This is a genomic window from Klebsiella oxytoca, from assembly GCF_009707385.1.
GTDB classification, from domain to species: Bacteria; Pseudomonadota; Gammaproteobacteria; order Enterobacterales; family Enterobacteriaceae; genus Klebsiella; species Klebsiella oxytoca_C.
In genome coordinates this window covers 2,015,770-2,027,451 of record NZ_CP046115.1, presented here as the reverse complement: position 1 = coordinate 2,027,451, position 11,682 = coordinate 2,015,770, and the positions used below count along the sequence as shown (strand labels likewise).

At 49.4% G+C, this 11,682-nt stretch carries 10 protein-coding genes; 6 read left to right on the top strand and 4 right to left on the bottom strand.

The window, feature by feature from the left end:
- Nucleotides 1-290 precede the first annotated feature (290 nt).
- Nucleotides 291-704, bottom strand: coding sequence for a CoA-binding protein (locus tag GJ746_RS09310; RefSeq protein ID WP_004100789.1), 414 nt, complete (start codon nt 702-704; stop codon nt 291-293).
- Between the two features lie 155 nt (nt 705-859).
- Here GJ746_RS09310 and mgsA point away from each other — a divergent pair, with 155 nt between their 5' ends.
- On the top strand, nt 860-1,318 hold the full coding sequence (gene mgsA / locus GJ746_RS09305; RefSeq protein WP_154682675.1) for a methylglyoxal synthase: 459 nt from the start codon (nt 860-862) through the stop codon (nt 1,316-1,318).
- 28 nt (nt 1,319-1,346) lie between these two features.
- Here mgsA and helD read toward each other — a convergent pair whose 3' ends face one another.
- Complete coding sequence (helD, locus tag GJ746_RS09300) at nt 1,347-3,401, bottom strand: DNA helicase IV (RefSeq protein ID WP_154679940.1); 2,055 nt, start codon at nt 3,399-3,401, stop codon at nt 1,347-1,349.
- 122 nt (nt 3,402-3,523) lie between these two features.
- Here helD and GJ746_RS09295 point away from each other — a divergent pair, with 122 nt between their 5' ends.
- Nucleotides 3,524-3,970, top strand: a complete 447-nt coding sequence (locus GJ746_RS09295) for a YccF domain-containing protein (protein WP_004871560.1) — start codon at nt 3,524-3,526, stop codon at nt 3,968-3,970.
- Between the two features lie 17 nt (nt 3,971-3,987).
- Complete coding sequence (gene yccS, locus GJ746_RS09290; protein WP_154679939.1) at nt 3,988-6,123, top strand: YccS family putative transporter; 2,136 nt, start codon at nt 3,988-3,990, stop codon at nt 6,121-6,123.
- On the opposite strand, the gene GJ746_RS09285 is transcribed toward yccS, so the two are convergent.
- Entirely contained in the window at nt 6,111-6,734 is a 624-nt protein-coding gene (locus GJ746_RS09285) for a TfoX/Sxy family DNA transformation protein (protein ID WP_154679938.1), read from the bottom strand. The genes yccS and GJ746_RS09285 overlap by 13 nt on opposite strands.
- 461 nt (nt 6,735-7,195) lie before the next feature.
- Here GJ746_RS09285 and sulA point away from each other — a divergent pair, with 461 nt between their 5' ends.
- Together sulA and ompA are read left to right on the top strand one after the other, a co-directional pair.
- Entirely contained in the window at nt 7,196-7,705 is a 510-nt protein-coding gene (gene sulA / locus GJ746_RS09280; protein WP_154679937.1) for an SOS-induced cell division inhibitor SulA, read from the top strand.
- 353 nt (nt 7,706-8,058) lie between these two features.
- Nucleotides 8,059-9,126, top strand: coding sequence for a porin OmpA (gene ompA, locus GJ746_RS09275; RefSeq protein ID WP_154679936.1), 1,068 nt, complete (start codon nt 8,059-8,061; stop codon nt 9,124-9,126).
- A 113-nt stretch (nt 9,127-9,239) separates the two neighbouring features.
- Here ompA and matP read toward each other — a convergent pair whose 3' ends face one another.
- The gene (gene matP, locus GJ746_RS09270; protein WP_154679935.1) at nt 9,240-9,692 is read right to left on the bottom strand and encodes a macrodomain Ter protein MatP; all 453 of its coding nucleotides are present in this window, start codon (nt 9,690-9,692) and stop codon (nt 9,240-9,242) included.
- A gap of 185 nt (nt 9,693-9,877) precedes the next feature.
- On the opposite strand from matP, the gene GJ746_RS09265 reads away from it, so the two are divergent.
- Nucleotides 9,878-11,635 carry an AAA family ATPase gene (locus GJ746_RS09265; RefSeq protein WP_154679934.1) on the top strand — a complete coding sequence of 586 codons (1,758 nt, stop codon included), beginning with the start codon at nt 9,878-9,880 and terminating at the stop codon, nt 11,633-11,635.
- Nucleotides 11,636-11,682: the final 47 nt, after the last annotated feature.

Below are 11,682 nucleotides of genomic sequence, written 5' to 3'. Positions count from 1 at the left end.
TTATTCATATAAAATGCATAAAAAAAGCAATAATTTTTTTAAAAAATCAACTAAATTTTAAATGATAACCCATAAAATCCGAATGGTTTATCGCTTAAAATAAATTAACTATTGGTGGTGATTTTTAGTAATAAGAAAAGGATAAAATTGATGGATACCTGGCAAGACCACAAAGATAATGTGATTATAAAAAAATAAAGAAACGTTTCGATGTAGTTTTAATTAAAATACTAAACATAAAAACTTAATTAATATCGACATTAAAAACCCCGCTATGCGGGGTTTTTGGTTTAGCGAGCCAATCCTAATCGAGGTATTTCAATCGCTGGACAGCGATCCATCACAACATTAAGCCCGGCATCTCGGGCCAGAACGGCCGCCTGTTCATTGATAACTCCCAGCTGTAACCATAGCGTTTTAGCGCCGATAGCCACAGCTTCCTGAGCTACGCCCCAGGCCGCTTCTGAATTACGGAAGACGTCTACCATATCCACTTTTTCTGGCACTTCCGCAAGCGTGGCATAGCCTTTTTGCCCCAGAAGAGTCGTACCCGCCACTTTTGGTGAAACAGGAATAACATGATACCCCTGTTCCAGAAGGTACTTCATTACGCGATAGCTTGGGCGGTCTGGCTTGTCGCTAGCCCCCACCAGCGCAATTGTCCTTGTTGAGGTCAAAATACCTGCGATATCGTTCTCTTTCATCTTCATCCTCCAGCTATTTAACCCAAGTGTATGCTAATACCACTGAACCAACCATCCATCCTAACCTGCGGATACATCAAAAATTTTAATCCAGGAGCTTGCAGCGCTAACCACTTCCAGTAATCTGTCTACAGGCTAAAATGTGGAATGAGATGATGGAACTAACAACACGTACATTACCCGCACGCAAACATATTGCGCTGGTTGCTCACGATCACTGTAAAGATATGCTGATGAAATGGGTTGAACGCCATCAGAAACTGCTGGCTCAACACACGCTATCGGCGACCGGCACTACCGGTAATCTTGTCGCTCGCGCCACCGGGCTTGAGGTTCATGCAATGCTGAGCGGCCCGATGGGTGGCGATCAGCAGGTAGGAGCCCTGATTTCAGAAGGTAAAGTTGATGTTTTAATTTTCTTCTGGGACCCGCTAAATGCCGTTCCGCACGACCCAGATGTGAAAGCGCTCCTGCGCCTGGCTACGGTTTGGAATATTCCCGTCGCTACCAATGCTTCTACCGCAGACTTTATTATCCAGTCCCCGCACTTCAACGATCCTGTTGATATTCTGATCCCTGATTATCCACGCTACCTTGCGGATCGTCTGAAATAAAACACGCTGGCGGCCATGCCGCCAGTCATTACGGCTTTCTTGCTACCGGCACGTCCAACGCTTCTAACATTGCAACAAACGGGGAAGGCCGTTCTTTACTAAACAATAACCATACGCGCAGACGGGCTCGGGTAATGGCGACATACAGCAATCGTCTCTCTTCGGCATCAGGAAAATCCTCCGGCTGCGGTAACAAAGCCTGCTCCATAATCGACTCACGCGCCGGTGCGGGGAATGCATCATCTCCCTCCTGAAGACCAAGGATAATGACGTAATCTGCCTGTTGTCCTTTACTGGCATGAATAGTCATAAAATCAAGCTGCAGATGCGGCCAGCGCGTCGCGGCTTTTTCTAACGCCGCAGGCTTCAAATGATGATAGCGAGCTAATAGTAAAATCCGCTGTTCCCGTTTTACATAACCGCTCATTTTATCAAGCAGATCGTCGAGTTTATCTTCTGCCAACAACATCACCGCTTTTTTATCCCCTGCGGCCAGGCTATTTAACGGTTTCGTCAGCTGATGCGGGTTTTGCTGGATAAACCCGTTCGCAATCTCTCCTATCCGGCTGTTGAAACGATAGGTAGTGTCAAGCGCACAGCAGTCCCCTTCACCAAAATAGTGATTAAAGGCCGTCGTCAGCGAGAGCTGAGCCCCACTAAAACGGTAAATCGCCTGCCAGTCATCACCAACAGCAAATAGCGTGGTTTGGGTATTTTGACGGCGTAACGCAGCAAGTAAGGATGCCCGCTGCGGGGAGATATCCTGAAACTCATCTACCAGGATATGCTTCCACGGGCTGACAAACCTTCCCTTATCAAGAATATTAATCGCCTGATGAATCAAGCCGGAAAAATCGACGGCATTTTCATCTTTTAACGCGGTTTTCCACGCTTTAAGTAAAGGAGCCATCAGCTTGACGCGCTTGCCAAAAAGATCGCGAACCTCTTCAGGAGCTCCGGCAATCATTTCGGCCTGAGAGCCGCCGTGCATACGCATCAGACTAACCCAGCGATCGAGGCGGCTGGCGATACGGCGCTGCAACTTTTTATCCTGCCAGAAATCTCCCTCGGGGATCTGCCAGTCCATTTCTTCTTCCAGCCATAGTCGCCAGCCTTTCGCCTGCGCTTTTTTCTCCTGGCACTGTTGCTGCCAGCTCTGTATTAAGAGTTTTTGCCGCGCAGCGCTGTCGCTTTCCAGCTTACTAATCATCGGGACTTTCTTACTGCCCTGCTGAATAATATGCAGAGCGAGAGAATGAAAAGTTCGCGCTGAGATCTCTTCGGTACCCAGGCGCTCACGGATGCGCTCATCCATCTCCTGCGCGGCTTGCCTTCCAAACGCCAGCAGTAAAATTTGGTCTGCCGCTGCTTCACCGCGCGTTAATAACCAGCCAGCACGCGCCACTAACACCGACGTCTTACCGCTACCGGCTCCAGCCAGAACTAACAATGAACGCTCGCCGTTCACCACTGCTCTTGCCTGAGCTGGGTTCAACGGCGATGATTCAACTGCCGCAAAAAAACCACGATATTGCTCCAGCATTGACTCAGTAAATTTTCGATTATGCTCAAGCCTGGCTTTTTCAGTATCACTTAACCAACTCTGACATTGGCGCCATAGCTCTCGGCAGTTATCAAATGCGTCAAGTCGGCTTGTTGGCACTGGTAATCCACTTAAGGCATGCCGTATTTTTATCTGAATATCAGCCACCTGCTGACGCGTTAACCATTTCCCGTCTGCGCTGGAACGAGCCACTTCAGCGAGCTGCTGACGAAGCACATCAGCAGAAATATCGCTCATTTCCGCGCTCCACTGCTGCCAGAGGGTGTTGAGATGATGATAAAAACGCTGGGTTTCGTTCCATTCGGTACCATGCAAACGCACAACTTTATCGCCGGGAAGGATAAACTCCAGCTCTCCCCACACCAGGCCACGCTTGCAATGAATTGATAATAACTGATTGAAAGGTATAAGATATTCATGACTATCACCGGAAACCTTTACCCCGGCATTAAGAAGTTGCACCCTATCATAAGGATGCTGAGCCATGCGTTTGCCCAATGTTGTCGCTCTAAGTTCCATATAATGTCGAATTTCAATCAGGTTGGATGTTTTTCAGTTTAACCGCCAGCGACCGGGTGCTCCAGCGTAAAAAACGCTACAATAGCCGGGACTTATTATCTACGGAATTAACCAGAGGGTTTATGCGTACCGTTCTGAATATTTTAAACTTTATCCTCGGCGGATTCGCCACCACGCTCGGCTGGCTTCTGGCAACGCTGGTCAGCATTGTATTGATCTTCACTCTGCCCCTCACCCGATCCTGCTGGGAAATTACAAAACTCTCTCTTCTTCCTTATGGTAATGAAGCCGTGCATGTCGATGAACTCGATCCTCAGGGAAAGAATAGCCTGTTAAACGCAGGTGGGACCCTGTTGAATATTTTATGGTTTATCTTCTTTGGCTGGTGGCTCTGTCTGATGCATATCTTTTGCGGAATCGCACAGTGTCTGACCATCATCGGCATCCCGGTTGGTATCGCCAATTTTAAAATCGCCGCGATTGCCCTATGGCCAGTAGGCCGTCGAGTCGTTTCCGTCGAGACTGCTCGTGCCGCTCGCGAAGCTAATGCGCGCCGCCGCTTTCAGTAATTGAATGGAACAGAGAAATGCTTAGCCCCCTGCTACACCGCTATACCTGGAACAGCGCCTGGTTGTATAACATCAGAATATTTATCGCACTCTGCGGTACGACCGCATTTCCCTGGTGGCTCGGTGAAGTAAAACTAACGATCCCTTTAACGCTTGGGGTTGTTGCCGCAGCGCTGACCGACCTTGATGACCGCCTGACAGGACGTCTGCGTAATCTGGCTATCACCCTCGTATGCTTTTTTATTGCTTCAGCGTCAGTGGAACTGCTCTTCCCCTGGCCCTGGTTATTCGCAGCAGGACTAACCGCTTCCACGATAGGTTTTATTTTGCTCGGTGGACTGGGACAGCGCTATGCGACAATCGCCTTTGGCGCGTTATTAATCGCCATCTATACCATGTTAGGGGTGACGCTCTACAGCCACTGGTATCTCCAGCCGTTATTTTTACTGGCAGGAGCGGTGTGGTACAACTTACTCACGCTCGCCGGGCATCTTATTTTCCCCATTCGTCCCCTTCAGGACAACCTGGCTCGTAGCTACGAGCAGCTGGCTCACTACCTGGAACTAAAATCACGCCTGTTCGATCCGGATTTAGAAGATGAAAGCCAGGCACCGCTGTACGACCTGGCAATAGCGAACGGCCAGCTGGTCACTACGCTTAACCAAACTAAAGTCTCTCTCCTGACTCGCCTGCGCGGGGACCGCGGTCAGCGCGGCACTCGTCGGACTTTACAATACTACTTTGTGGCGCAGGATATCCACGAGCGCGCCAGTTCCTCGCATATTCAGTACCAAACGCTGCGCGAACATTTTCGCTACAGTGACGTGATGTTCCGCTTTCAGCGTATGTTGTCAATGCAGGCGCAGGCTTGCCATAAACTGTCTCGCGCGATCCTGCTACGGGAACCCTACCTGCACGACACTCACTTTGAACGTGCTTTTATGCATCTCGACGCCGCGCTCGATCGCGTGAAAGCCAGCGGAGCTCCTGCGGAGCAGATCAAAGCATTGGGCTTTTTGCTCAATAATTTACGGGCAATTGACGCTCAGCTGGCAACCATTGAATCAGTCCAGACCACCGTTGCGCCGAACAACAGCACGGAAAATCTGTTGGCAGACGACCAACCAAATGGTTTCAGCGATATCTGGCTGCGCTTACGTAGCAATATGTCCCCGGAGTCAGCCCTGTTTCGCCATGCGGTCCGAATGTCGCTAGTGCTGTGCGCAGGTTATGCTTTTATCCAACTGACCGGCCTGAACCATGGTTACTGGATATTGCTGACCAGCCTGTTTGTTTGCCAGCCAAACTATAACGCCACCCGTCACCGTCTGGCGTTAAGGATAATCGGGACGCTGGTTGGAGTGGCGGTAGGCCTTCCAGTGCTGCTCCTCGTTCCATCCGTTGAAGGGCAGTTGGTTTTAATTGTTCTGACCGGCGTGCTGTTCTTCGCTTTCCGTAATGTGCAGTACGCGCATGCGACAATGTTTATTACCCTGCTGGTTTTGTTGTGCTTTAACCTGCTGGGTGAAGGATTCGAAGTTGCCCTACCGCGTATAATTGACACGTTGATCGGCTGTGCTATTGCATGGGCTGCAGTAAGTTTTATCTGGCCGGACTGGAAATTCCGCAACCTACCGCGCGTTCTTGAACAAGCAATCAACGCCAACTGCCGCTATTTAGATGCCATACTTGAGCAATATCACCAGGGACGCGATAACCGTCTTGCCTACCGTATAGCGCGCAGAGCGGCGCACAGCAGGGATGGTGAATTAGCATCCGTAGTATCAAACTTATCTACAGAACCAAAAACCAATGCACAAATGCGAGAGACCGCCTTTCGATTGCTGTGCCTGAATCATACTTTTACCAGCTATATTTCCGCTCTTGGAGCCCACAGGGAAAAGCTGGCAACGCCAGATATCCTGGCGCTGCTGGACGATGCCGTTTGTTATGTTGATGACGTATTGCACCACTCTCCGGCCGATGAGCAACGGGTACAGCAAGCTTTAACAAGCCTGCAGACCCGAATTCAGCATCTCGATCCTCGAGCCGACAGTAAAGAGCCTTTAGTTCTGCAACAAATCGGACTGCTACTGGCGCTGTTACCTGAAATTTGTCGGCTTCAGCGCCAGGTTGAGATTCAACCAGAGTAAACCTCAATCCTCTGCACCTGTTCTGCCGCCCACTCCTCAAGCTCCTGACGCTGTTGCGTTGGGAGCGTGGCCGCATGTACGCCGGCAAGTGCCCCCTCTAACGCATAAAGAACATTAACCGTCAGCGCTTTATTCATTTTTCGTAACCTCAGCCAGGCTTCTTTGGCCCCAATTCTACGCAGCATTAATTCATCTGTGATGCCGGAATTAATCAGCTGTAGCTCCATATGAAAACTGATATTGGGTAAGTTTTTTAATCTCCCTGAGTAGCGCTGGCGATGTTTTTCATTACGAGCAGTCTGTAATGAAAGGGATGATAAATGAAAAAGCATTTTGCTATCACGCCAGAGTTCTTCATCTATATGATAATACTTTAGCGAAACCAGACGGCCATTCTTATGCATCTTCAAAAGCGGGGTTTTATGTGCTACGCGGTACGCTGCGCTCTGCTCGCAAACCCGAAGATAGATTTCACCTTCTGCCATCATGGCGAAAACGGTATTATCTATCGCCAGGCTATAGCCGCCAAACAGGGGACGGCAGCTTATTTTGCCTAATGGAGACAAACACGCCCGAAACTGATGGATCCTGAGACATACAAGTTTCTTCATGATTATTCCTTTCTTAATCATGTAAATAAGACACAAATTTGTTAACGGAACCGTTATTAAAGAAAATAAGTGACTTCCCTTTGTGCAGCAACATGAATTATCTCTTTATTTTAATCAGTTTGTTTTTTTGCGAGCCGCTTTCAGAAAATAGCGTCTTTATGAAGTCAAAGTCTGTAAAGGCAAAATGCTCAATTTATTTTGAACACAAGAAGATAGAGGAATCCAGGTATCATTACCCGCGCTCGTATGGTTAAGACAAAAATTAATACAGACAATTTAGTTAAGAAAAAATAGCGGTGGGATGAATTCACATTATGCACGCAATGTCGTGAGCCATTCTCAGTTCATGTTCACTCAATGAAGCGTACAAATTTCATTCATCCAGAGATAAAATCTGGTTGATCTTTCCGCCTACCGCATATACTGTATATGCATACAGTAACACACAGGCGGGATAGACTATGTTTACATCAGCTCATGCAAATCGTTCACAACTGACTTCTACTTCAGTACATCGTCGCTCTCATGACGCTGCCGAACAGCCAGCAAACGGGCTGATCAGTGAAATAGTTTATAGAGAAGATCAGCCTATGATGACCCAGCTGCTATTGCTTCCTTTATTACAGCAGCTTGGTCAGCAATCGCGCTGGCAGCTCTGGCTTACTCCGCAGCAGAAATTGAGCCGTGAGTGGGTACAGTCTTCCGGTCTGCCGCTATCAAAAGTTATGCAGATCAGCCAGCTCTCCCCTTCTGACACCCTGGAGTCAATGGTTCGATCCCTGCGAACCGGAAATTACAGCGTAGTCATTGGCTGGCTATCAGATGAACTCAGCGTTGAAGAACATGAACGACTGGTTGCCGCTGCTGAAGAGGGTCACGCGATGGGCTTCATTATGCGCCCGGTGAGAAGGACTAATCAGCCTGGCAGACAACTTTCGGGGCTGAAAATTCACTCAAATCTTTATCATTGAGTGAGTTTAGGATTAATCCTGGATTTTTTTTTATCCTGACGTTGGGCAGGCTTTCATGAGAGGTATTTTTGTTAAAATGCTTGTCTGATGCGGGTTCGCGACTTTTTCAGGGTTGATGAATACCCACCCTATTTATTAAACATTGTGTACACAACCCTTTTTTTTCATATGCCTGACGGAGTTCACACTTGTAAGTTTCGAACTAAGTTGTAGACTTTACATCGCCAGGGGTGATCGGCTTACGCTGCATGTATCAGCATAGTTAACAACAAGTCACGCCCCGGGTGAAGGATTTAACCGTGAGGTCTTTTGAAACTTCATGGCGAATTTTGGATGATAATGAGGCGCAAAAAATGAAAAAGACAGCTATCGCGATTGCAGTGGCACTGGCTGGCTTCGCTACCGTAGCGCAGGCCGCTCCGAAAGATAACACCTGGTATACAGGTGCTAAACTGGGCTGGTCCCAGTATCACGACACCGGTTTCTACGGTAACGGTTTCAAAGGCAACAATGGTCCGGTTCGTAACGATCAGCTGGGTGCTGGTGCGTTTGGTGGTTACCAGGTTAACCCGTACCTCGGTTTCGAGATGGGTTATGACTGGCTGGGCCGCATGGCTTATAAAGGCAGCGTAAACAACGGTGCTTTCAAAGCTCAGGGCGTTCAGCTGACTGCTAAACTGGGTTACCCAATCACTGACGATCTGGACATCTATACCCGTCTGGGTGGTATGGTTTGGCGCGCTGACTCCAAAGGCAACTATGCTAACGGCGTTTCTCGTAGCGAACACGACACTGGTGTCTCCCCGGTATTCGCGGGCGGCTTAGAGTGGGCTGTTACTCGTGACATCGCAACTCGTCTGGAATACCAGTGGGTTAACAACATCGGCGACGCTGGCACCGTTGGTACCCGTCCTGATAACGGCATGCTGAGCCTGGGTGTTTCCTACCGTTTCGGTCAGGAAGATGTTGCTCCGGTTGTAGCTCCGGCTCCGGCTCCGGCTCCAGAAGTGACTACTAAGCACTTCACCCTGAAGTCTGACGTTCTGTTCAACTTCAACAAATCTACTCTGAAACCAGAAGGCCAGCAGGCTCTGGATCAGCTGTACACCCAGCTGAGCAACATGGATCCTAAAGATGGTTCCGCAGTTGTTCTGGGCTATACCGACCGTATCGGTTCTGATGCCTACAACCAGCAGCTGTCTGAGAAACGTGCTCAGTCCGTTGTTGATTACCTGGTATCCAAAGGTATCCCGTCCAGCAAAATCTCTGCTCGCGGTATGGGTGAATCCAACCCGGTTACTGGCAACACCTGTGACAACGTGAAAGCTCGTGCAGCTCTGATCGACTGCCTGGGTCCGGATCGTCGCGTAGAAATCGAAGTTAAAGGCTACAAAGACGTCGTAACTCAGCCGCAGGCTTAAGTTATACCGTTAATGAAAAAACCCCGCATTGCGGGGTTTTTTTTGGGCTAACGTTATACAACGAAACCAGAATCGAATAAGTCCCAACAGCCAGATGTCCATCTGGCATCTGCTCACTCTTTACCGAGTAACACCTGTAGATCATGCTTCAGGCTGGACATTTTGCTGGCATATTTCTCTTTATGCTCAGCATCTTCAATCAACTGCACAATAGTCTCTGACAGAGTCTTACCTCTCCTCTGCGCCAGGCCAGCCAGACGTTGCCAGACCATAAACTCAAGGTCGATAGACTTCTTGCGCGTGTGCTGATGCTCCGCATTAAAATGACGCTTACGTCGGGCACGAATAGTCTGCTTCATGCGGTTCGCCAGCCCTGGATTCATATGCTGCTCAATCCAGGTATTCACCAGCACGGGTTCATTTTCGAGCGTCAGCAATACCTCTACCGCAGCTTGTGCAGCGCTGGCTTCAATGTAGCGGGTAATCAGTTCACCTTCCCGATGCTTTTTTACCAGATATGCCCATTTCCAGCCGCTTTCGAGATTTTCCAGTTGTTGATATTTCATTGCGATCTCAATGTGACCGTGTAACTCATTTCAGGATATCAGTTTTTTGTTGATGTGCTGAGAATAAATCATCTTTCGTGATGTTGGTAGATTCGATATCACCGCGTTAAGCGCAATCACCCGTGTGCTCTGACCTCGCATAATGTATAATCGCGCGTTTTACATCTGACTAAAAAACAGCGACTTTGACCATTACGAAACTTACCCGAAACGATCTCGCTCCTGATACGGAAAGTTATCAGGCGCTGTTTGCACAAGCCGATTTAGCTCAGGCAGAGGCATCCCTCTCAGGCGAACTGCAGCCTCGTCTATTCTACGCCCTGGAGCAGCTTTTGCTCACGCCAGCTATTTCGCCATTCATGCTGGTTAAAGCCCCGGAAGAGCCGGAGTATCTGCAGTGGTTAGCGCACGAAGCGCGAACCTTACACCACCCATCACCGTCACTCTGCGGTGTACGCTATCAGGTTGATGGCGCAAAGGTCTCACTCTCGCCGGCACAAACAACAGAAGATAACTTTGCCAGCATTGCTCCGGTTGAATCTGCTGATTGGGTAGAAGCTGAGCAACTCTTTGGCTGCCTGCGCCAGTTTAATGGTGAAATCACTTTACAACCAGGCCTTGTCCATCGCGCTAACGGCGGTGTACTGATTCTCTCCCTGCGCGCCTTACTGGCCCAGCCGCTGCTGTGGATGCGGCTAAAAAATATGGTGACCCGTCAGCGCTTTGACTGGTTGTCATTTGATGAGTCCCGCCCTCTTCCGGTGAGCGTTCCTTCCATGCCGCTCAGCCTGAAAGTTATTCTGGTCGGCGAGCGGGAATCACTTGCTGATTTCCAGGAAATGGAGCCCGAGCTTTCCACACAGGCTATCTACAGCGAATATGAAGATAATCTGCAGATCGCTGATGCAGATACGCTGAAACAGTGGTGTCAATGGGTCTGGCAAAATGCCCGGCAGCTTGAGCTTCCGGGACCGGCAGAAAATGCCTGGCCACTGCTGATTCAGGAAGGCGCTCGTTATACAGGAGATCAGGAAACTCTGCCCCTTTGCGTGCTCTGGATTGCCCGTCAGCTTCGTGAAGCCGCTGCATACTGTGAAGGTGACGAGATAAGCGCTGAAGAGATGCATACCATGCTGGAGCGTCGTCTGTGGCGAGAAGGCTATCTTGCTGAACGCATCCAGGACGAAATTCTTCAGGAACAGATTCTGATCGAGACCGAAGGCGAGTGCGTTGGGCAAATCAACGCCCTGTCCGTCATCGAGTTTCCGGGTCACCCGCGCGCGTTTGGCGAACCTTCGCGCATCAGCTGTGTAGTACATATTGGTGACGGCGAATTCATTGACGTAGAGCGCAAGGCCGAGCTGGGTGGCAATATTCATGCAAAAGGCATGATGATTATGCAGGCGTTCCTGATGTCCGAGCTGGAACTTGAGCAACAGCTCCCCTTCACTGCCTCCTTGACCTTCGAACAGTCCTACAGTGAAGTGGATGGGGATAGCGCCTCCATGGCCGAACTGTGCGCATTGATTAGTTCGCTGGCTAATGTACCTATTAACCAGAGTATCGCTATTACCGGCTCTGTCGATCAGTTTGGTCGTGTACAGCCGGTTGGCGGACTTAATGAGAAGATTGAAGGCTTCTTTGCTATTTGCCAACAGCGTGGGCTGACCGGCAAACAGGGAGTTATTATTCCTTCTGCCAACGTCCGTCATCTTAGCCTGGCGCAGGAGCTGCAACAGGCGGTTGCGGATGAGCAGTTCTTTATCTGGGCTGTCGATGACGTAACGGAAGCGTTACCCATTCTGACCCAGTTAATCTGGGATGGTGAAGGACAAACTTTACGTCAAACCATTCAGGAACGGATTGCACAGGCAACACAGCAAGAGAGTCGACATCGCTTTCCGTGGCCGCTACGCTGGTTAGGCGGTTCAGGTTCGAACTGATCGGACTTGTTCAGCGTACACGTGTTAGCTATCCTGCGTCCCGAACT

Excerpts from the sequence above, each read along its gene's own strand:
- GJ746_RS09310 (WP_004100789.1), bottom strand. The coding sequence starts at position 704 with ATGAAAGAGAACGATATCGCAGGTATTTTGACCTCAACAAGGACAATT.
- mgsA (WP_154682675.1), top strand. The coding sequence starts at position 860 with ATGGAACTAACAACACGTACATTACCCGCACGCAAACATATTGCGCTG.
- helD (WP_154679940.1), bottom strand. The coding sequence starts at position 3,401 with ATGGAACTTAGAGCGACAACATTGGGCAAACGCATGGCTCAGCATCCT.
- GJ746_RS09295 (WP_004871560.1), top strand. The coding sequence starts at position 3,524 with ATGCGTACCGTTCTGAATATTTTAAACTTTATCCTCGGCGGATTCGCC.
- yccS (WP_154679939.1), top strand. The coding sequence starts at position 3,988 with ATGCTTAGCCCCCTGCTACACCGCTATACCTGGAACAGCGCCTGGTTG.
- GJ746_RS09285 (WP_154679938.1), bottom strand. The coding sequence starts at position 6,734 with ATGAAGAAACTTGTATGTCTCAGGATCCATCAGTTTCGGGCGTGTTTG.
- sulA (WP_154679937.1), top strand. The coding sequence starts at position 7,196 with ATGTTTACATCAGCTCATGCAAATCGTTCACAACTGACTTCTACTTCA.
- ompA (WP_154679936.1), top strand. The coding sequence starts at position 8,059 with ATGAAAAAGACAGCTATCGCGATTGCAGTGGCACTGGCTGGCTTCGCT.
- matP (WP_154679935.1), bottom strand. The coding sequence starts at position 9,692 with ATGAAATATCAACAACTGGAAAATCTCGAAAGCGGCTGGAAATGGGCA.